The organism is Faecalimonas sp. LCP19S3_D12 (assembly GCF_052121495.1).
GTDB lineage: Bacteria > Bacillota > Clostridia > Lachnospirales > Lachnospiraceae > Faecalimonas.
Genome location: NZ_JBQKED010000012.1, coordinates 20018 through 39817 on the forward strand (window position 1 = coordinate 20018; position 19800 = coordinate 39817).

The 19800-nt window shown below is 39.6% G+C and carries 32 protein-coding genes and 2 pseudogenes; 5 read left to right on the forward strand and 29 right to left on the reverse strand.

Annotation, left to right across the window (positions count from 1 at the left end):
• Nucleotide 1 precedes the first annotated feature (1 nt).
• The 15 genes from ACTQXY_RS05170 to ACTQXY_RS05240 form a co-directional block, all read right to left on the reverse strand.
• Nucleotides 2-346 carry a hypothetical protein gene (locus ACTQXY_RS05170; RefSeq protein WP_441658583.1) on the reverse strand — a complete coding sequence of 115 codons (345 nt, stop codon included), beginning with the start codon at nucleotides 344-346 and terminating at the stop codon, nucleotides 2-4.
• 2 nt (nucleotides 347-348) lie between these two features.
• Nucleotides 349-810: a hypothetical protein gene (locus ACTQXY_RS05175; protein ID WP_441658584.1), complete on the reverse strand. Its 462-nt coding sequence runs from the start codon at nucleotides 808-810 to the stop codon at nucleotides 349-351.
• A gap of 182 nt (nucleotides 811-992) precedes the next feature.
• Nucleotides 993-1220, reverse strand: coding sequence for a LexA family protein (locus tag ACTQXY_RS05180; protein WP_441658585.1), 228 nt, complete (start codon nucleotides 1218-1220; stop codon nucleotides 993-995).
• The gene (locus ACTQXY_RS05185) at nucleotides 1217-1507 is read right to left on the reverse strand and encodes a hypothetical protein (RefSeq protein WP_441658586.1); all 291 of its coding nucleotides are present in this window, start codon (nucleotides 1505-1507) and stop codon (nucleotides 1217-1219) included. The genes ACTQXY_RS05180 and ACTQXY_RS05185 overlap by 4 nt, the downstream gene beginning before the upstream one ends.
• Before the next feature lie 69 nt (nucleotides 1508-1576).
• The gene (locus ACTQXY_RS05190) at nucleotides 1577-2002 is read right to left on the reverse strand and encodes a hypothetical protein (protein ID WP_441658587.1); all 426 of its coding nucleotides are present in this window, start codon (nucleotides 2000-2002) and stop codon (nucleotides 1577-1579) included.
• The gene (locus ACTQXY_RS05195) at nucleotides 1993-2400 is read right to left on the reverse strand and encodes a hypothetical protein (RefSeq protein WP_441658588.1); all 408 of its coding nucleotides are present in this window, start codon (nucleotides 2398-2400) and stop codon (nucleotides 1993-1995) included. Before ACTQXY_RS05195 ends, ACTQXY_RS05190 begins: the two co-directional genes overlap by 10 nt.
• A 2-nt stretch (nucleotides 2401-2402) precedes the next feature.
• Nucleotides 2403-2855, reverse strand: a complete 453-nt coding sequence (locus ACTQXY_RS05200) for a hypothetical protein (protein WP_441658589.1) — start codon at nucleotides 2853-2855, stop codon at nucleotides 2403-2405.
• Between the two features lie 2 nt (nucleotides 2856-2857).
• Entirely contained in the window at nucleotides 2858-3217 is a 360-nt protein-coding gene (locus ACTQXY_RS05205; protein ID WP_441658590.1) for a hypothetical protein, read from the reverse strand.
• A 4-nt stretch (nucleotides 3218-3221) separates the two neighbouring features.
• On the reverse strand, nucleotides 3222-3704 hold the full coding sequence (locus ACTQXY_RS05210) for an RNase H family protein (protein ID WP_441658591.1): 483 nt from the start codon (nucleotides 3702-3704) through the stop codon (nucleotides 3222-3224).
• Nucleotides 3705-3715: 11 nt separating this feature from the next.
• Nucleotides 3716-4597, reverse strand: a complete 882-nt coding sequence (locus tag ACTQXY_RS05215) for a rolling circle replication-associated protein (protein ID WP_441658592.1) — start codon at nucleotides 4595-4597, stop codon at nucleotides 3716-3718.
• Nucleotides 4598-4787: 190 nt separating this feature from the next.
• Complete coding sequence (locus ACTQXY_RS05220) at nucleotides 4788-4949, reverse strand: hypothetical protein (protein WP_441658593.1); 162 nt, start codon at nucleotides 4947-4949, stop codon at nucleotides 4788-4790.
• A 104-nt stretch (nucleotides 4950-5053) separates the two neighbouring features.
• On the reverse strand, nucleotides 5054-5272 hold the full coding sequence (locus ACTQXY_RS05225; protein ID WP_441658594.1) for a hypothetical protein: 219 nt from the start codon (nucleotides 5270-5272) through the stop codon (nucleotides 5054-5056).
• Nucleotides 5269-5430, reverse strand: coding sequence for a hypothetical protein (locus ACTQXY_RS05230; RefSeq protein ID WP_441658595.1), 162 nt, complete (start codon nucleotides 5428-5430; stop codon nucleotides 5269-5271). The genes ACTQXY_RS05225 and ACTQXY_RS05230 overlap by 4 nt, the downstream gene beginning before the upstream one ends.
• Entirely contained in the window at nucleotides 5427-5690 is a 264-nt protein-coding gene (locus ACTQXY_RS05235) for a hypothetical protein (RefSeq protein WP_441658596.1), read from the reverse strand. The genes ACTQXY_RS05230 and ACTQXY_RS05235 overlap by 4 nt, the downstream gene beginning before the upstream one ends.
• Before the next feature lie 15 nt (nucleotides 5691-5705).
• A complete protein-coding gene (locus tag ACTQXY_RS05240; RefSeq protein ID WP_441658597.1) occupies nucleotides 5706-5978 on the reverse strand; it encodes a hypothetical protein in 273 nt (90 codons plus the stop codon).
• Nucleotides 5979-6112: 134 nt separating this feature from the next.
• Here ACTQXY_RS05240 and ACTQXY_RS05245 point away from each other — a divergent pair, with 134 nt between their 5' ends.
• Nucleotides 6113-6319 carry a helix-turn-helix domain-containing protein gene (locus tag ACTQXY_RS05245; protein WP_441658598.1) on the forward strand — a complete coding sequence of 69 codons (207 nt, stop codon included), beginning with the start codon at nucleotides 6113-6115 and terminating at the stop codon, nucleotides 6317-6319.
• On the opposite strand, the gene ACTQXY_RS05250 is transcribed toward ACTQXY_RS05245, so the two are convergent.
• The 4 genes from ACTQXY_RS05250 to ACTQXY_RS05265 all read right to left on the reverse strand — a co-directional run bounded on the left by ACTQXY_RS05250 (nucleotide 6293) and on the right by ACTQXY_RS05265 (nucleotide 7459).
• Complete coding sequence (locus ACTQXY_RS05250) at nucleotides 6293-6493, reverse strand: helix-turn-helix domain-containing protein (protein WP_441658599.1); 201 nt, start codon at nucleotides 6491-6493, stop codon at nucleotides 6293-6295. The two genes, ACTQXY_RS05245 and ACTQXY_RS05250, sit on opposite strands and share 27 nt — an antisense overlap.
• A gap of 24 nt (nucleotides 6494-6517) precedes the next feature.
• A complete protein-coding gene (locus ACTQXY_RS05255; protein ID WP_441658600.1) occupies nucleotides 6518-6664 on the reverse strand; it encodes a hypothetical protein in 147 nt (48 codons plus the stop codon).
• 388 nt (nucleotides 6665-7052) lie between these two features.
• A complete protein-coding gene (locus ACTQXY_RS05260) occupies nucleotides 7053-7289 on the reverse strand; it encodes a hypothetical protein (protein ID WP_441658601.1) in 237 nt (78 codons plus the stop codon).
• A gap of 11 nt (nucleotides 7290-7300) precedes the next feature.
• A complete protein-coding gene (locus tag ACTQXY_RS05265) occupies nucleotides 7301-7459 on the reverse strand; it encodes a hypothetical protein (RefSeq protein WP_441658602.1) in 159 nt (52 codons plus the stop codon).
• Between the two features lie 745 nt (nucleotides 7460-8204).
• Between ACTQXY_RS05265 and ACTQXY_RS05270 the strand changes: the two genes are divergently transcribed.
• A complete protein-coding gene (locus ACTQXY_RS05270; protein WP_441658603.1) occupies nucleotides 8205-8591 on the forward strand; it encodes a helix-turn-helix domain-containing protein in 387 nt (128 codons plus the stop codon).
• A gap of 349 nt (nucleotides 8592-8940) precedes the next feature.
• Here the strand turns inward: ACTQXY_RS05270 and ACTQXY_RS05275 are convergent, their stop codons facing one another.
• Complete coding sequence (locus ACTQXY_RS05275) at nucleotides 8941-9138, reverse strand: helix-turn-helix domain-containing protein (RefSeq protein ID WP_441658604.1); 198 nt, start codon at nucleotides 9136-9138, stop codon at nucleotides 8941-8943.
• Nucleotides 9139-9408: 270 nt separating this feature from the next.
• Here ACTQXY_RS05275 and ACTQXY_RS05280 point away from each other — a divergent pair, with 270 nt between their 5' ends.
• The 3 genes and pseudogenes from ACTQXY_RS05280 (at nucleotide 9409) to ACTQXY_RS05290 (ending at nucleotide 12222) form a co-directional block, all read left to right on the forward strand.
• A complete protein-coding gene (locus ACTQXY_RS05280) occupies nucleotides 9409-9540 on the forward strand; it encodes a hypothetical protein (protein WP_441658605.1) in 132 nt (43 codons plus the stop codon).
• Between the two features lie 12 nt (nucleotides 9541-9552).
• Nucleotides 9553-10299: pseudogene (gene dinD / locus ACTQXY_RS05285) on the forward strand (DNA damage-inducible protein D); the annotation flags it as partial.
• A 177-nt stretch (nucleotides 10300-10476) separates the two neighbouring features.
• Nucleotides 10477-12222 (forward strand): recombinase family protein, encoded by a 1746-nt coding sequence (locus ACTQXY_RS05290; protein ID WP_441658606.1) that lies wholly within the window; start codon nucleotides 10477-10479, stop codon nucleotides 12220-12222.
• 38 nt (nucleotides 12223-12260) lie between these two features.
• Here the strand turns inward: ACTQXY_RS05290 and ACTQXY_RS05295 are convergent.
• The 9 genes and pseudogenes from ACTQXY_RS05295 to glyA all read right to left on the reverse strand — a co-directional run.
• Nucleotides 12261-12455, reverse strand: a pseudogene (locus tag ACTQXY_RS05295) (manganese catalase family protein); the annotation flags it as partial.
• Between the two features lie 3 nt (nucleotides 12456-12458).
• Entirely contained in the window at nucleotides 12459-12728 is a 270-nt protein-coding gene (locus tag ACTQXY_RS05300) for a spore coat protein CotJB (protein WP_441658607.1), read from the reverse strand.
• Entirely contained in the window at nucleotides 12725-12946 is a 222-nt protein-coding gene (locus ACTQXY_RS05305) for a spore coat associated protein CotJA (protein WP_004611125.1), read from the reverse strand. The genes ACTQXY_RS05300 and ACTQXY_RS05305 overlap by 4 nt, the downstream gene beginning before the upstream one ends.
• A 64-nt stretch (nucleotides 12947-13010) precedes the next feature.
• Nucleotides 13011-13685, reverse strand: a complete 675-nt coding sequence (locus tag ACTQXY_RS05310) for a hypothetical protein (RefSeq protein ID WP_441658608.1) — start codon at nucleotides 13683-13685, stop codon at nucleotides 13011-13013.
• 12 nt (nucleotides 13686-13697) lie between these two features.
• A complete protein-coding gene (locus tag ACTQXY_RS05315) occupies nucleotides 13698-15443 on the reverse strand; it encodes a DUF3114 domain-containing protein (protein WP_441658609.1) in 1746 nt (581 codons plus the stop codon).
• Between the two features lie 65 nt (nucleotides 15444-15508).
• Nucleotides 15509-15706 carry a heavy-metal-associated domain-containing protein gene (locus tag ACTQXY_RS05320; RefSeq protein ID WP_022251225.1) on the reverse strand — a complete coding sequence of 66 codons (198 nt, stop codon included), beginning with the start codon at nucleotides 15704-15706 and terminating at the stop codon, nucleotides 15509-15511.
• A 13-nt stretch (nucleotides 15707-15719) separates the two neighbouring features.
• Nucleotides 15720-16019 (reverse strand): metal-sensing transcriptional repressor, encoded by a 300-nt coding sequence (locus ACTQXY_RS05325; RefSeq protein ID WP_022251226.1) that lies wholly within the window; start codon nucleotides 16017-16019, stop codon nucleotides 15720-15722.
• Nucleotides 16020-16030: 11 nt separating this feature from the next.
• Nucleotides 16031-18274: a heavy metal translocating P-type ATPase gene (locus ACTQXY_RS05330; protein ID WP_441658610.1), complete on the reverse strand. Its 2244-nt coding sequence runs from the start codon at nucleotides 18272-18274 to the stop codon at nucleotides 16031-16033.
• A gap of 181 nt (nucleotides 18275-18455) precedes the next feature.
• Entirely contained in the window at nucleotides 18456-19691 is a 1236-nt protein-coding gene (gene glyA, locus ACTQXY_RS05335) for a serine hydroxymethyltransferase (RefSeq protein WP_441658611.1), read from the reverse strand.
• Nucleotides 19692-19800: the final 109 nt, after the last annotated feature.

A 19800-nucleotide genomic window follows, 5' to 3' on the forward strand; every position in this document is an offset into this window, starting at 1 on the left:
GTTATTCCTCCCACTTTAACCGCTGTCCGCAGTAGTCGCAAAACATCATAAAGCTATTTACACCACAGCCACAGTTAGAACATTCGCCAACTACTTTATAAATATTTCCATGAAAATTTTTCAATCCCTTAGTCTTAATCGGTTTCTTCGCCGTATCACGTTCTTTCAGTTCCTGCACCTGATTTGGAGTTAATACGGTATCTTCATAATCTTTCAATTTGCACAGTGCTGCATATATCTTCTCACTCGTATTTTTCGTAATTACCTGTCCTACGTATGTATCTTTCCAAGGCAATCCTTCTAGTGACCAATTACCAATGTCATCTGTCTGTGTTAATCTGTTCATCTCTACACCTGTCCTTCCTGTATCCATTTCCGTACGTTCTTGAGATGATCTACGATGTCGGTCTCACTCGTCCTACAATCATTCAGGTAGTGATATCTATTTTTGAGCAAATACAATCTAGTTTCTTTCGATTCCGGATTCTCGTCCGTGTATTGAACTTTCCAAAACAGCCATCGCTTATACTCGCAGATTACAATACTGCTGCCATCAGGTAGATTGTATCTGTAGTATGTTTCGTTCGCCTCTGGTATCGTGAACCACACTGGCCAATCGTGGAAACCTTTTAAAAACTCTTTACGCTGGTCGTTGTTTCTCAGTACCGGGAAGTCTGGTCTCAATTTTTTCGCTTTTTCTTTCTGTTCCTCGATATTCTCGTATTTGGCTAATTTCTCCATACCCTGTCCAAGTTCGCTTTTATTCTTAATAACAGCTTTTCCACCGTGATATTCTGTTAATCTTTCCATGCTTAATCCTCCATCATTCTTTTTTTATTTTAACTTCAAACCCCAATACAAAAATCCAAATCAATAGCCAAAATAACCCATTCATCGGATATGTTGTATCAAACATCTCCATGAACGGCATATTTGTTATGTCTAATACCCAAAATATTAATAATAAAAATTGAATTAATGCTATCACTCTATTACCTCATTTCGAATTTGTATCCCGGGACTCTTATCGCTCTTGATGTTCCCGGTTTTTCGTCTGTCTCCAAAATACCAAGCTCGAACATCTTTACCAAATGCCCCTGCGCGCTTGATGTTGACTTATATCCTGTCATCTTAGCTATCTCTCGTACTGTTGGTGGATAGCCATGTTTTTGTATGTATTCTATAATTGCCATTTTTATTGCTGCGTGTTGTGGTTTCATCTTCTCTCCTTACTGCTGCCACCTTCGGCTTGATATAACGCCTCATAATCTGATAGCTCACTTATTTTTTCTTCTAGGTTGAAATCTGTATAAAATCCCAAGTTTTCTATGATTTCCAATTCTTTTACACTCAGGTTATCGAATGTATTATTTACTTGTTTTGAGATTGTATCTCCTTTGCACATCAATACAACATCTTTTTCCCATCTCTCTACAAACTCATTCCCTCTGTATATTAGTTTGTTTGTTATCATTCCTCTTCGGACAAATTTTCTGTATAGTGCCATAATACCTCCTTTCCCTCCCAGCCATTCAGCCAGGAGGTATTGACAATTTTGTGATATATATCAACCCCTTTACAGAGTTGGTGCCTCCAAATAGTTCTTTTTAAATATCTTCATCCATTCCAGTTCCGGATACTCCATCATAAATGCTGCTTGTGCATCCCTGCACAGTAGCTCTCGTATCGCTTGGTTATTGTGCGCTGCTTCCGGTCCCTCTTTATGGTGTTCCATGCAAAGTTGGACTGTGAGCCCATATTCCTCACTCAGCTCACGTTGGCCAGAGCCAAACATCACGTGATGCTCTTGCGTTGGTTTGTATGTATAGTCATTGTGCAGTACGGCGCATAAATAACAGTAACCCCTTCCCTTGGGATGCATGATACTTTTTCTGTGCTTTTTACGTTTCTTACTGTTGCCATGTCTCCCTTTCTGTTTAGACACTTTTTCTCGTTTCCAGCTCGCTTTCGGAAACGCAAATGCATTGTAATCTATACACATGATTCCGATTCCTTGAGCATCAGTTCGCATGATCGTTCCCATATTTTCATATCTAGCCCTGCTGCCTGCACATGTAAATCATTTACAGTCATGTTCCTGTCATCTATGTAGTAGTGAGCAAATATCTTTCTACAGTCGTTTTCAAATTTCTTTTTATTCTCTTCCGTATTTTCATTGATATAGTCGAATTCTAATCCGTATTTCCTGCACCAATTTACAGCATCTTTCAGTAATTCTCCTTCCCTACATGTCCACAGAATCACTATATCCTCTTTTTTTCTTTTCTCTTTTAAGAACTCTATTAAATAATAATTCGGAGTTCCGATAAGAGGATATCTCACTCCCCTATGTAATGTTCCGTCAAAGTCCACTGCATAAATCTTTTTATAATTTGCCATGCTTACTTTTCCTCCAACCTTTTATCTGTTTTGTCTGTATCCTGCTGCACCTTCAAAATCGTTTCCAGGTCCATCTTGATTCCACATTCTTTTTCCAGTAGCTTTGCATAGTCGGAAATACGCGCGTAATGTTCCCCGTTTGGATCTAAAGCATCTACTTCGATGCACTTTTTTTCAAACATCTCTTTAAAATCCTTTAAGCGTTTTTCGCCCCAACCTTTGGAATCTCTTAGTGTTGCCAGCACCATTGTTAGCATTGTCTGTGTAATGCGTGCCGCTAACATTCCATAGATCTCCACCATTGTTTCTCGGTTAATTTCCAACGGGACAAAATTCGCACCTCGGAATTCGATGTCTTTCTTTAATGCTTCTATTCCCTCTTTTTCTACCAGCCTTAATGCGTATACCATGCCGTCCATTCTCGCTTGATAGCTTGTATCTATTTTCTTTGCCATATTTACCTCCCTTGCCATGCCGGCTCATTTTCCATTCTCTTTTTCTTTCCTTTTACGTACTTATCGCATTCCTCCGGTTTGCATCCACGTCTTTCTCCTGTGAGCAGGATGTAATCGCATCCTCTTCCTTGATAAGCTCTGTAGATGCATGTCTTACACCGTTGTCGTTTTTTTGCAGCGTTGCGCCGTTGTTCTTCGTAGCTTTTTCTCTTCTCCTCCACTTTCGACTTTGTAATGCTCCGTGCCATGTTCTTGATTGCACTCTCTGTGCGATCAATTTTCATTGCCATGACCTGTGTTGGTATTTTCCCCCAATTTTCTTTTACGTACTTGCGTTCTTTTTCTGTCCATTTTCTTCCCATGCCATCACCCTCCGATTTCGGACTTTTCGGCGTTTGTCGGACTTTTTAGTCTGGTTTTCGCCTGTTCCATCATCCACAAGCTGTATTCGTTTCTTCTTTCCCAGATAAATTCCACTTTATGCTTGTCCAGCTCTACAGAAATCTGCTGCCAAAGTTCCTTATGTGCTACATTTTCCCCTTTTATCGTCTTCCACCCGTTTGTTTTCCACATTTCCAAGTTGCCATTTTTGCAATTATTGTTCAAAAATGTGGAATCTGTATGCACCTCGAGGACACACTCTTTATTCAGTCGTTTCAACGATTTTAGGAAAGCACATAACACTGACTTATGGTATGTTGTCTGTTCCTCGCGGACAAAATCTTCCCTTGTTTCAATTTCTCCGTTTTTCTTCCGGTATTCGATAACTGCTGCATACCATCCCTCTCCCGTCCCGGCTCTCAATGGTCCTTTTAGAGAGGTCTCTATGTATATCTTTACTTCGAACATGTTTTCTCCTTTCAATCCCGAATCATTCTTACATACAAGTAAAATGTTCCGTTCTTGTCATTACTATATAATTCTCTGTCCAAGAATCTATATCCCGGATACGCTTTTTCCATCTGTTCTTCCAGTACATGGTAGTTAATTGCCATTTCTGCTATCTTCCTTTTGCTCCGAAACTTCGAATAACTTCTACTCGGCGGCTTCGGATGTACCAAATTCTTAGAGGAAACCCACCTCTTTGTTCCATGTGGGTTTTGCGATATGTACGTCGCAAGCCCCGTCAGAAGAAATTTATCATCCGGTCGAATTCTTCTAGTGTTTTTTCGTTCTCCTTTTTTCCATAAATCCTCCAGCTCATCCCTGTCCGTCCCATCTCCGCTGATCAGTAGGTGAAAGTGCGGTCTTGTATATCCATCGAACGCCAATACATAAATATATTTCGTTTCTCCTCTTCCTAATTTCTTTCGATATCGTTTTATTCGATTTATGAAATTGGTTACATCTTTCTTTGCTCTTACCCGGTCTTCCGGAAGATTATCATTATCCCACCCAAAAGTCGCCCATATATCCCCATGCCCGAAGTTGATATTTGCCAACCGTATCAGATATCTTTTTGCATTTTTATCATTCAAGTTTCTCTGTGATACTCTTGTCTCTTTTTTTGACCTCGTGTTTGGGACATCCTCTTTGTTTTTAAAACTCGGATAAATCTGAACTTCCAGTAATTCTTTTCCACTCTTAAGATTTTTCGCTTTATTCGTGGTAGTTCTGTATATGCAGCTCACTTTATCCTGCGACAGTAACCTTTTTACTTCCTGTTCTATTTCCCACTCTTCTAATACATGTAATTGCTTACTATATGCTTCTTCGTAATTATAATTATCGTATGTCTTCATAATTTAGCCTCTTGTCTGATTTGTTAATACCCATTACAAGGACGTATAAAACTTTCATTACCTTTGTAAAATTAGTGCAAAACCCTTGTATTTCTTGACTTTGCGCTATGACAACGATATAATAATTAAAAGAATTTATTTTCGTGTGGCGCAAGTCACCGGTGCACCCTCTGCCAAGGATGCACCTTTTTTATATGATGCTAATCACTTCTACTTTGTTCTCTTGTGCAATTTTCTCCGCTTTTTCCCTTACTTCTTCGTAAGTCCCCATCATGCACTGTATATTCGCTGTATTTCCACTCGGAAATGAAATCGCGTGCGAATATCTGACTATCTTAACCGGATTCTCCATATACTCTCCTTTCCGGCATTGACTTTTTCTTTGGTTTTTCTTATAATTAATTTGTGTTTTTAGACTAGCGCCCAAAGGTTTGCCGACCTTTTATGGGCGCTTTTTTATCGAATCATCGATATCACTGTGATTTCTCCAGCTAGAAACCCAAGTGCTCCGATTAACACTGCGCCGATAACTGTCATAACCCTCCGAAACATAATCTCGTCATAGAGGTCCTTCTTAAGCAGCTGTTTCGCCAGTCTGCGTTGTCTGAGCACGTCTGATCGTTCGAACTGCATCACCTGAATCTCTTGTTTTTCAGCTGTCATAATCTCATTCATTTCACTACACCTCCCACAATCCCGATTAGCAATATTACCAGCACAAAAAGTGCTATTGAGCGAGCTGTTCTATTTTCCTTTCTCAGATATTTTTCATGTCGGTTACGGATTCTTCTTTTCTCCCACTCAGGGAGTTCTTTTCTTCTGTTCCAGTTCATTTCTTTCCCTCTTTCTCAATTTCTTTAAGCAGATTCTCGAGCTTAAACAGCTCGTCCACTTTTTTTCTTTCCTCATGCTCTTTTTCCCATGTAATCTCTTTCATATCCAGCATGAGTTCCAATGCTCCTACGACCCTGTATTTGTGCGAATTACATACTGCTCTAGCAAACCTTGTGTCTGTCATGCGTCTGTCTTTTCTTAGCTGGTCTTTTACCCAGTTTAGGTTGTGTTCGAGCAATTCTAGGTATTTTTCAAACATGCTCATCCTCCTTGTCTATATGAAATTTTTTCCAAATTGTTTTTTCACAAAAGCTTTACACGTGTCTTTCGTCTTTCTTTTCTTCGTTCTATTTCCAGCTGCACAATGTCCGTCACAAGTCGGAACATATGATTTTCCTATTTTGACGTAATGCTGGATAAAGTTACTGCAATATTCACAATTTTTCGGAAATCCCACTTTATTTCCACATATATCTTCCAACATCTCAACCTGTTCTTTTAACTCTGTATTTTCCCGCTCTAATTTCTTAACCTTTTCTGCTAACATTTGCTTTTTCCTCCTTAAATGTGATAAAATATTTAATTAAAACTATTTTTATTAGAGGTACGTTTTGTTCCTCTTTCATATCATCATTATAGAGGTACATTTTGTTCCTGTCAATATATATTATGGAGGTTAGTATGGAATTTTCAAAAAAACTCAAACAATTGCGTCTTGCTTTAAACTGCACGCAGAGCCAAATGGCAGAATTGTTAGGTATAACAGTACGTGGATATCGTAACTATGAATTAGGAGCAAGGGAACCTGAACTGTCTGTTCTAATTAGGCTTGCCGACCATTTCAACGTTTCTCTTGATGAGTTAGTTGGAAGAGATTTCCCTAAGTAATCTTTGATGGATTCCGAGCAAATCTTCCAAGTTATCCCACAAGGTAAAATCGCCATTTCTTTGCCCGGCTTCTATTTGCCTATAATATCGTTCAGATATTTCTAAGTGCTTTGCTACATCTTTCTGCGTCATGCCTGCCTTCTGGCGGGCTTCCTTTAATTTTTCTCTCGCCATTGCTTGTCCTCACCTCTTTACCGCCTAAGCGGTTTTGTCCTTTGTCTTTCTATCGCGCAATGCTTTCTGCATAAAATTTGCACAAGCATCTTCTAAATCCTCTTTTGTCGGCAAACGGCTGTAATGAACATATACAACCGCTTTATTTGTTTCGATTTTCTTTGTCTCCATATATCTCCCTCCAATCTTTAGAATGTATGTATCACTGTTTGTACTTGTTGCGTTGTCCACCAAAATCTCCTATACTGTAATCACAGGGCACCGCCATGTCCGAGTAATTACGAAAGGAGTATATTTGCATGAGAACTGCAACTATTTATTTTTCAGACAAAAGCACACTCGTTTTATCTGAATGCGACGTTATTATTCCTATAATTGGAAATACATCATCAGATGGAAATTTCGCGTCAATGAGCGTCCCTGTTGAATTGTATTGGCACACTCATGATGGACTAATTCCTTCTATTATGGACGCATTATGTTTTTGCTCTTTCTTTTATGTTAAAAGCAACGATTCGCCAGCATATTGCGTTAACTCAATTATTAAAATTGAGAACAACTAAATGTTGTCAGAAGGGCGTGTATTTTGCACTCCCTTCAATTCATTCCTCATTAGCTCTTCAAAGATGCTTTTCACATATCGCCCAAGATTTCTATCTTTGAATCTTATTTCCCTGTAAAATTTCATGCATTTGTCATAAAATTCTGCATAATTTTCAGATTCATGTTTCAGCTCTTCGTAAACTGTGTTTACCTCATTTTTAATTTGAATTTGTAACCTTTCGCAATCTACCATCTCTCTATCTCCTATCCCGCTTTCTTTTCCATCTTTTCCGCTTCTCTCTGACGAATCAAAAGTGTATTAGCATCTCTTGTCAGAAGCAGAATGTCCGGTAAATCAATTTGCTCTAAAATAGTTACCATGTGTTTGATTTCCTGTTTCTTCTTTTCTTCAAGTTCTAACATTTTCATTCACCTCTTTCTTTCATTCTTTATTGCCCTTTGCTTCCATTTCTCCTATACTGTACTTACAGAGCAGTTAATGTTCTAGTATCAAAGAAAGGAGTTTTATTATGCTCACCCTTCAATGTAGAATCGTGCTAAAGAATTTGAAAAAATTGACAAATAATACCGAAATTAATGTTTCTTATCTCTCCGATGATTGTTATTTTTGTCTCGACGATATGAGTCAGCTATATAGCTACAAAAAGTATGAGCGTGAAATAGATTCAATTATTTCTCAATTGGTAGCATCCGGTTATTTGCAATACAACTATGGAAACACTTACAATTTCCATCTAACTCAAAAGGGACTTCATAATTCTTTTTTAACTCTTCAGTCTATGTCTCTCTTTTTCGTTAAAAATTTTCTCCTTCCAATCGTCATATCTATCATCACTACGCTAATTACTTTGCGCATAAAAGGACAACTATAGCTGAAGTTGCAGCACTTAATATCACTGACACGATTGAGCAAATCGTGTCTTTTTTTGTCCACTTTCTATTTGCATCTTCAATAATACTTTCTTTTAACTCCTCCGCTATTGCTATAACTATTTCTTTTATCTTTATTTTCTTCACCTCCTTTGTTGATTCTGAAATAATTATATATCGCTAAATCAAATATGTCAATATAATTTTTATTGATTTTGAAATATTTTATTGACTGTGCAATATTCACATTGTATAATATAGGCGTGGAGGTGATAAAGTGAATGAAAGGATTAAACGGATAAGACATGAACTCGGACTTACTCAGACAGAATTTGCAAAGCGTATCGGTTTAAAACAAAATTCTATGGCATTAATCGAAAGTGGGAAAAGAAATACTTCCGCTCAAGCCATTCTTTCCATTTGTCGAGAGTATGGTGTAAACGAGAATTGGCTTCGTACTGGCGATGGTGAAATGTTCGAAGAGCTGACCGAGCAACAGAAGTTAATGAAGTATACAGGTCTGTTACTGAAAGACAAAGATTCTGCTATTGCTACCGCAATACAGACTTTAATCGTTACATATGAGCAATTAGACGATACAAGCAAGGCTACATTAGAAAAAATAGCCATGCAGTATATAGACAACTTAAAAAAGAGCCAGTAACCTGACTCTTTTCCGTGAATTATTAAGAGAGATAGCTTTTTATAAATTCAAGAATCTCTGCAACCTTTTCAGGTTGTGACTTTTCTAATAATTCAACAATAATTTTGATGTTATTTTGCTTTTTGCAATCTGCATCATTCATATGTACCCCTCCCGTGTCCGTTGTATTGAACGCACGTTCGAAATTCCTTGATTTGATATTACTACATTTTTTTATGTATTTCAATAGGTTTTTCGAACATTCGTTCTTATTTTAGAAATAATCTTAGGATTTATCCCTTTACTATATATACACATGACTAACGGAAATCTAACGCGGTTTTGGGGATTTGTCCGAGAACTCGGACACTTATTTGTAATCAGATTCATAAAGGTCAGAAATGCGAATTTTGAGACCTTTTGCAATTGTTTCTAGCGTATCTATTCGTGGCATGGTTTTTCCAGCTACTATATCGCTTATAGTAGATTTTGGAACTCCTGTGATAATAGATACCTGACGTATAGACAAGTTTTTATTATACATTATTTTATCGAGTAACATTTTCATAGCTGTTTTATTTTAACTTCTGTGAAGGAGGAATACTACAGGTAAATAATGGTAATTACACTATGGCAAATTTTATTTTGCTATCACTTTATTTAAACAAAATCAAATATTTTTTCAATTTTTTTCAAATAATGTATTGATTTTTTACTGTAAAGGGCATATTATAGCGGTGTAACAAAAGTTACACGAGATTAACATACCCCTAGCAGTAGTCCTCCCACCATAAGGGAATAGACGAGGCTTGGGGTATTATTTTTTTAGGAGAATTTTATGGAGAAAGAAAACAAATTAACAGAATTACATGATCGTGTTCTTAGTAAAGCTCTTACTGAAGAAGAGCAGAACAGCTATACTGAATCTTTGTTTGAATCTATCAAGCATATTAATGAATATGGGGAATAGTTTTGGTATGCTCGTGAGCTTTCAAAAGTTTTTGAGTATAAAGATTTTCGCAATTTTGAATTAACTATTTTTAAAGCAATGGAAAACTGTGAGAATAGTGGTTATACCATCTCCGACCATTTCGGTGAAGTTACCGAGATGGTGCAAATTGGTTCGAACGCTAAAAGAGGTTTTCCTAGTTATCAATTATCTCGGTACGCTTGCTATCTTATTGTATTAAATGGCGATGCTTCTAAAAAAATAATTGCACTTGGTAAAACATATTTCGCTGTAAAAACGAGACAGCAAGAATTGATTGAAAATTTCAACGACCTTACAGAAGACAAAAAACGTCTTGCTGTTCGTAATGAAATGAAAGCACACAATAAATCTCTTGCTGAAGCTGCTAATCTTGCAGGTATTTCCGATCCGAGAGATTATGCAATCTTTCAAAACAAAGGGTATCAAGGTTTATATGGCGGACTCGGCAGAAAAGAAATCCACGTACGGAAAGGCTTAAAGAAAAGTCAAGACATTTTGGATCACATGGGAAGCACCGAATTAGCTGCGAACTTATTCCGCGCTACACAAACCGATGAAAAACTTCGAAATGATAAAATAATCGGAAAGGAAGCTGCAAACCGTACCCACTATGAAGTTGGGAAAAAAGTACGGCAAACTATCAAAGAATTGGGAGGAACTATGCCGGAAGATCTTCCTACCCCATCCAAAAGCATTAAACAGATTGAACGCGAGCAAAAGAAACTAGAAGATAAATAGAAAACCGCCCCTGCGCCAACAGGAACGGCAAATCGCAAGACCACTGTTCCGAAGAATACAATGGTACGTTCAAAGAATATTGTATCATCTTCGGAAACACCCGTCAACGGAACATATTTTCGTTGGGTGTATTTTTTGTACTCTTTTTTAATATATTTTACAGAAGGAAGGATGATTATGGACTACAATTTTACCCAATTTACAGTATATGATTTTTTATTGTATCTAAGAAAGTCTCGCGCCGACAGCGAGTATGAGACAATCGAAGAAACGCTTGCAAAACATGAGACTGAACTGCAGAACTTTGCTATCCGTCTGCTTGGTGCAAAAATACCGGAATGTAACATCTTCCGTGAGGTCGTTTCGGGTGAAACAATCCAAGACCGCCCGGATATTCAAAAGGTGCTTTCCGCTATCGAATCCGGCTCTGTACGCGGTGTATTTGTGATTGATCCACAACGTCTCTCCCGCGGTGACTGGGAAGATGGCGGGAAAATCTTATCTAGTTTCAAGTATAGCGATACACTCATTCTTACGCCGGCGAAAATCTATGATCTGAATAATAAATTTGACTACGACTTTTTTAAGATGGAGCTGAGCCGTGGAAATGATTATCTCGAATACACGAAGGAGATCTTGCGACGTGGCCGTGTTGCCTCTGTGAAAAACGGTAACTTTATCGGTAGTGTTGCTCCGTATGGATTTGACAAAATCATCATTGACAAAACGCCTACTTTGACTGTAAACCGAAAAGAAGCAGAGGCTGTTAATATTGCAGCTAAGAAGTGTGTTTATGATGATATGGGATGGACAGCTATTGGGAAAGACTTGGAACGCATGGGCTATAGGCCACGCAGTGCCGAACACTGGAACCCTTACACTCTTCGGGATATTTGCATTAATCCCGTAAATATCGGAAAAGTAAGGTGGAATACAAGAAAAGTAGTTAAGATGTACGATGATGGAAAATTAGTTAAAAAACGTCCCGTAAATCGCGGAGACGATGCAATGCTTGTAGATGGTAATTTTGACGGCATTATGGAGCCTGAACTTTATCATAAACTAATCAAAAAAGCTGGCGTTATGACAAAAGAGAAGTCTAACACCTCTTTAATCAATCCATTTGCCGGATTGCTTTATTGCAAATGCGGCCATGCAATGATTTATCGCTCTTATCATAAAAACGGCGTAGAACGCTCTGCTGCACGCCTGATCTGTACGCACCGATCGCATTGCAATACAAAATCCGTGTTATTTGACGTCGCCTACGAGTCTATTATTGACTGTTTAGAGGATACAGTAAAAGACTTTGCATTTAAGCTGCAGCATGACAACAGTATGGATACTTACGCATTGCAGACTAAGATGTTGTCCGAACAGAGAGAAGAATTAAAAAGATTAAATGCAAAGCAAGAAGAATTATATGACTTTTTAGAAGATGGAATATATACAAAAGATGTGTTTTTACAGAGAAGTGACCGGTTAAAATCCAAACGAGAAGAAGTTGAAAAGCAAATTAAATATTTACAAGATAACACTGCAGAACCCGTAGACTACACCGAGAAGATCGCTACTTTTAAAGATGTGATAAATGCACTAAGAGATGACAACATCTCGGCAAAACATAAAAACTCCCTGCTAAAAACGATTATCAAACGCATCGACTACGACCGAACCGAAGTCACAGAGCAGGATGGAAAGGCTTATATTTGTACTTACCGCAAACGCGGAGACTTGTCTGCTGCCCCAGTTGATACAACCACCCTTTTGGCTGCCAACGCTACCAGAAGCGACGCTTGGCATTATTTTCAATCTCACATAGGCAAGGAGTATAAGATTTTAAAGATTGTGCACGATTATCAGCACCGCACTGTGTACGATGCAAGCAAGCCTGTATTTAAAGTGCATTTAAACGACTTTTAACACTTTAGGGTCATTTACATACATCATAATTGTTCAGATTCTTCCGTGCCGATGTCCGTCAAAATTCCGGTCACTTCTTTATACGGCATCGTGTAACGCTGCGACAAATATCTCATAGAAGCAGCCAGTTCGCCGTCAGGTCCTCCGAATTGCGTAATGATCACCTGAGCAATCTTTGGATTTGTCTGCGTAATTTTTACCGGATACTGCAATCGTTTCTCATAATTCCACATCGATTAACATCCCCCTTCCTGCCATGGCCATGGCTCGTTGATCCAGTTCCATCTGTCTGCGCAGGATTCCGCCACCGTGTCAATCGTAAGCGGTCCGTAGTATTTCGCATACTCTTTTAACGCCTCATTTCGCATCCTGCTGTATTCCTGAAAATACGCAAGCGCATTCTGGTCACACGGATGGGTATCCAAAAACAATTTGACATCATCTACCGCAAAACTTACTACATTGATCCATTGCAGTAAATCTTTTCTACAAGGTTTTGCCATCATCTCTGACACCCTCCCATCCCTCGAAATGGTTTATTCAATTCCTCGAAAATCGTTCCACAGGAGAACCCTTTTTCTGCATCATAAAGCTTTCTCCACATCTGCCATGGCACATATGCCATCGCCAGAGGCATTCCCTCTAATGCATCATTTTTTTCGCAGCACGGAGCCATTTGTCTGTTCGCCCGGTATTGCATGATATTATCGCGATAATTTTGCATACATATTTTTCCCTTTCTTGAATACTTATAGTATATTGTATGTATGCTGCTGAAATTGGTTCTTCTATTCTTCGTTGATTTCTTTCTTCACTTTCTTGATTGTCCTGTCAAACTTCCCCTGTCCTGTCTCATATGAAAACTTTTGCACATAGTCCTCACTTTCAATTGTTCCTTTTTTTAGTTCATCTTCATCAATATCCTGCAGTTGGAAATTTTTTTGTACCGGTCTGCATTGTTTGTCAAATGTAATTTCTACCCCCGTCAATTCATAATGGTCTTTCATGATGATTCCGGTGAGCATCCGTAATTCTTCTTCAAATAATTCGAGTTTTTTATTTTCTGTTACCTGAATCACATATTCTTCCTTTTGTACCTGGGCGGCCGTCAGATTCAGATTCTGAATAGACTCAAAATAAGCATCCATATAAAGCTCCGGTGTAATTTCCGAATCTGTCTCAAAGATTTCTCCGCCTTCCCCTTCTCCATAATATATCCCGGCTTCTTCTTTTTCACGGTACTCTGCTCTTCCCCACTCAGCATCTTTTGGCACGACCGCCTTGTCTTCCTCCGCAGAAAATTTCACCTCACTTTGATGATATTCCTCCCCCAGCTGAACATCTACGTATGGCTGCTGTTTTAAAATATCATTGATTTTTTCCGTACCATCTACCTCTTTTGCACATCCAGTCAAAAACAGACAGCTTGCAATCCCAAATAGCACTTTATTTCTTTTTCTCATCCTTTTTCTCCTCTATTTTAAATAATCACTTGGTTTCCTGTATTTTTCCCGGTAAACTTTCTTCTCTGGACTTTTCCATGTTTTTTTCAACAGTTTCTTCAAATCATTTTCCAAATAAAGCTTTTTCTCCTTAGCAGGCGATGCCGGCAGTACATCAAGCATCTGATGCGCCTCCACATAGTCCGCCGGAGCATAATTGAAAGATTCCGTATCCACCACCTTTTTTTGGAAACTTTCTTTCTCCTTTTTATAGGAAGAGCCTTTGCTCATCACAGTCTGTGTATCTTTCGTTTTCAGCACATCCCACTCTGTCACAAATTCTCCCGTCTCCACATTGATGATAAACTCTGACAGCCTGTTCGGCGTCAGAATTTTATCGTACTTTTGTCCATCAAATGTGCTGTCTTTTTGAATTTTATTGTGATGTCTGGATGGTTCCCCATAATACAAAGAAAACTCAAACTCCGCCGCATAATTTTTCAATTTCTCATAGTCCGTCTTCCCGTCAAAGTTATTGCGCACATACTCTATATTATGTTTATCTATATACATACGGAATTGGTGAATCATCGGATTATCCAACCGCTTATACGTTTTGTTTTTCTTCTGATAAGCATCTCGGACACATTGGGCATAATCCTCCAGAAAAACAGAATGTGGTTCCATACTCAGGTAAAATTCATCTCCATCTTTCAATTGTAACATCCCGTTCTCATCCAGATATCCACCCATCTGCTCTATGACAAGCAGCGCTTTCTTCTTTGCTTTAAGCTCACTGGACTCAAACATATAGGTATAGACATCTGAGCCGACCAAATGTGCCGATTTGTACACTCTGTCCAATTGCTCCAGATACTCCTCCTGTGTGATCTGTTCCCCTTCATATCCCTTGGCAAACTGCCCAAACTTATTATCGACTGCCTCCAGATATGCAAACACAGCTCTTTTGTCCCACCCCGCACGGTCCGCCAGCTCTTCCGTCTGCGCCTGTAGGACAAGCAGAAAATGCTCATCTGTCACTTTGACCACATTTGACAGTTCATCAATATAGTCAATTACTTCAACCTCCTCAAACGGTTTGATCTGTGCAATTTCGTCTTCCACATCAGAAAAAGCATTCTCTACAACTTCTCTTGTTGTATATTCAAACTTCTGATTCAGCTGCTGCTCTAAATAGGTAATCCGATCCTGCTGCGCCACATCCGATGTGATGTGAAACCGGATCTCAATCGGGCGGCATGCCTCATCAAACAAAATATCGATTTGTGAAATCGTAAACATCTCATTGTCAATCACACCCACAAAAGATAACGGAACAAGGAAGTTTTCTATCTGCTCCTGCTTGGTTACTTCAATCTGATAATTCTGTTCCTGTATTTCACTCATCTTTAACCCTAATTCTTTCATCGGATCATAAAAAAATGAAATATCCAGTTCCGGGAACAAATCCCGATAGTCCTTATGCTCATCTTTTCCTCGATACTTTCCATAAAACACAGTCGCTTTTTCCCCATTTCTTACAATCGTCTTATGTTCACCGTCATTTGGATATACAACTGTCTTCTCTCCATCTACATCATACAAAATGGTTTTGCCAAGATACCCTCCTCCGAGTATCGCTTTTACATACGTACTGTCATCCAAAATCTCCTTCAGGAACAAGTCTTCGGATTCTGTTGCACTCACACGCAAATTTCCTGCGGCAATCAATACTCCCAGTACAAGAAATACCACTGCTATTTTCCATTTTTCTTTCATACAATCCCCCATATTGGCAAAAGACAAGTACCATCTTCTTCCTGATACTTGTCCTTTGTACATCCCTATTTCTGAACGATTCCCTCGAATCCCAAATCATCTAAAATCTCCAGCGCTTTTTTCACACAACTGTCGCATCCATCAATGGAAACTGTCTTGTCTGCAAGGCTTACCTGAAAATCAAGTCCTGCCTCTGTCATCGCCTTCGTGATTCGTTCTACACACTTTTCACAGTGCATATCTTCTGCTTTAATGATTGTCATACTAATCCCTCCACTATTTCATTAATTTTTGTATTACCTCACACAGTTCATCTACCGCTTCATCTTTTCCGTCTCGTATGTCTTCTACTACACACGAATGAATATGACTTGCCAACAACTTTTTATTGAAACTGTTCAGTGCGGATTGAACTGCTGATACCTGATTTAAAATCTCAACGCAATAGCGTTCTTCCTCCACCATGTTCTTAATCCCTCTGACCTGACCTTCAATTCGATTCAGGCGAGTGATCAAGTCTTTCTTCTCTTTTTCTGAACGATGTTTTGTTCTTTCACAGCATTTGTTTTCTTCCATGTTCATTCTCCCTAGTCCAACTTTGTCGTCTTAAGTCTCAAAGCATTTCCAACTACACAGACTGAGCTAAGAGACATCGCCAACCCTGCAAAGATCGGATTCAACAGCGTTCCGTTGATTGCATATAACGCTCCGGCTGCCAGCGGAAGACCGCATGCATTATAGAAAAATGCCCAAAACAGATTCTGCTTAATATTGCGGATCGTTGCCTTGCTCAACCGAATTGCTTTATATACATCCTGCAGATTTGACTTCATCAATACAATATCACTGGAATCCAATGCGATATCACTTCCGCTTCCGATTGCGACTCCGACATCTGCCTGTACAAGCGCTGGTGCATCATTGATTCCATCTCCTACCATCATAACACATTTTCCTTCTTTTTGCAGTACTTCTACAACAGATGCTTTATCATTTGGCAGCACTTCTGCAATCACATGATCTACCCCCACTGTTTTTCCTATATATTCTGCTGTCAGACGGTTATCTCCTGTCAGCATGTGTACCTCAATCCCCAGTTCTTTGATTTTTTGAATTGCCGCTTTACTCGTCTCTTTGACAGTATCTGCGACACTCACAATCCCGATTACTTTACCACCTGAAGCTACAAACATCGGTGTCTGTCCTTTTCCCGCAATCTGAAGCGCCTCCTCTTCATATTCGGAAAAATCAATCTTCTGTTCCACGCAAAGCTTTTTGTTTCCAATATAATAAGTCTTTCCGGTAATGATTGCCTCAATCCCCTGACCGGTAATACTTTGGAACTCAACCACTTTTTCTAATTCTATTCCACGATCTTTTGCACCATTTACAATCGCGGCTCCAAGCGGATGCTCTGACACTTGTTCACAGGACGCTGCAACCTGAAGCAATTTTTCCTCACTTGCACTGTGACTTATCACTTGCATAACAGTCGGTTTTCCCTCTGTGATCGTTCCCGTCTTATCCAATACAACCGCGTCAACTTTATGGCTGATCTCCAGTGCCTCCCCACTCTTAATCAAGATACCGTGGTTTGCCCCAAGTCCGGTTCCTACCATGATCGCTGTCGGAGTTGCAAGTCCAAGCGCACACGGGCACGCAATGACGAGCACAGATACGAAAATTGTCAGCACAAAAGTAATATCATGTCCAAGCAGCAGCCAAATGATACTTGCCACAACTGCTATCGTCATAACAGCCGGAACAAAATAGCCTGCCACAGTATCTGCCAATTTTGAAATCGGAGCCTTCTTTCCCTGTGCGTCTTCCATCATCTTCACAATTTTTGCAAGTGTCGTATCTGCGCCAATATGAGTTACTTTTACAGTGATCGCACCTTGGTAGTTTACGCTTCCTCCGATTACTTCATCTTCTTTTTCTTTCTCTACCGGGATACTCTCACCTGTGAGCATCGATTCATCCACACTGGTACTTCCTTCCACCACAATTCCATCCAGCGGAATGCGGCTCCCCGGCTTAATCAAGATCAGCTCACCAAGCGCGACAGATTCCACAGGTACCTCTTTCTGTTCTCCGTCTCGTATCACAACTGCCGTATCCGGTGCGAGCTCCATCAGCTTGCGAATTGCCTCTGACGTCTTTCCTTTGCTTCGTCCTTCCATATACTTGCCTACCATGACAAGCGTAACAACGATTGCCGCAGATTCATAGTACAGATTGTGTACTGCATTTTCATTGCCCGGAATAGAAATCGTCATAACCACGCTGTACAAAAAGGCACTTCCTGTTCCGATTGCAACAAGGGAATCCATATTCGGATGTCCGCGGAACAAACTTTTAAATCCGATCAGATAGAATTTTTTCCCATTATATAAGATAATCGTTGTCAAAATCAGCTGTGCCAAAGCAAAATTCAGCGGATTATGGTGCATGTCCAAAATATTCGGCAACGGCATCGGGAAGGGAACCATATGCCCCATGGAAATGTAAAGCAACGGAATTGCCAACAGTACATTCGCGAGCAATCTATGCTTTGTCTTTTTGATGTCCTGCTCTAAAGCTTCCTCTTCTTTCACTTTTTCTTCTTTGTTCTTCTCCACATGCAGTTCCGCCCCAAAACCTGCACGTTCCACCTTTGTCACTACATCATTTTGTGTAATCTTTGTCTCATCATACGTGATCGTCAAAATTCCCGTTGTCAGATTCACATTGCTCTCCGAGACACCCTCAAGCTTTCTTGTGACACGCTCCACCGCACTGCTGCATGCCGCACATGTCATTCCTGATATATTATATTTTTCTGTAACCATAACATTCACTCCTCTCATTATACATATAGGGGGTATGTGTATATATTATTCCATCTGTCACAATCTGTCAAGGGATATTTTGAAGCAAATGTGATTCTTACAGAGCATTTGTTATGTAAATAGAACTCACTTTCCCATGCATACAACAAAAAGCCCTGGATCTCCAAGGCTTTTCTCTCATCTAAGACAACGGATATTTTTCTGTTAATTCCGCCACCATTACTTTTACTTTTTCAATATTTTCTTCACTTTCCATCACAAGTGCGATTGCCTCTGCAATCTTGTCCATATCTGTTTCGACCATACCTCTTGTCGTAACTGCAGGAGTTCCAAGTCGAACACCGCTCGTCACAAACGGTGATCTTGGATCGTTCGGAATCGTATTTTTATTACATGTAATATGTGCACGGTCCAAACGTTTTTCCAATTCTTTTCCGCTTAAATCTGTTCCGCTTAAATCTACAAGCATCAGATGGTTGTCCGTTCCACCTGAGACAATTTTCACCCCACGTCTCATCAATCCGTCACAGAGTGCCTTTGCATTTTTTACGATTTGCCCCTGATACGCCTTAAATTCCGGCTGCAATGCTTCTTTAAAGGATACCGCTTTTCCAGCGATCACATGCATGAGCGGTCCTCCCTGAATTCCCGGGAACACGGCTTTGTTAAAGTTAAATTTATCTGCTGCCTCCTGATTGCATAAAATCATTCCTCCACGAGGTCCTCTGAGTGTCTTATGAGTAGTGGTTGTCACCACATCTGCATACGGAATTGGCGATGGATGCAGTCCGGCAGCCACAAGTCCTGCAATGTGTGCCATATCCACCATAAGATGCGCTCCTACTTCATCTGCAATCTCCCGGAATTTTTTAAAATCGATAGTTCTTGCATATGCGCTTGCGCCTGCCACAATTAATTTTGGCTGCTCTCTCAATGCAATCTGTCTCACATCTTCATAGTCAATGAATCCTTCATCATTCACCCCATAAAACACAACGTCAAAATATTTTCCGGACATGTTAACCGGTGATCCATGTGTCAGATGCCCGCCATGATCCAAATTCATTCCAAGTACTTTATCTCCCGGCATCAGCATTGCAAAAAATACCGCCATGTTTGCCTGTGCTCCTGAATGAGGCTGTACATTCGCATAATCACATCCAAATAATTTTTTTGCACGTTCTATCGCAAGATTCTCAACAACATCTACACACTCACAGCCACCATAGTAACGCTTAGCCGGATACCCTTCTGCATATTTATTCGTCAAAGGGCTTCCCATCGCTGCCATTACCGCATGACTCACCCAGTTTTCTGATGCAATCAGCTCAATATGAGAATTCTGTCTTTCCATCTCTTTCGTTATCGCTTCTGCTATTTCAGCATCTGCTATTTTTAATTCATCAAATTCGTACATTTTCAGATACCTCCTCACCATTTTTCGAATTAATTTTAGGATAGCATATGTTTTTTGATTTTTCAACCGGGTCTGAACAGTCAAAAAGATACATGGAAATAAATTTTGC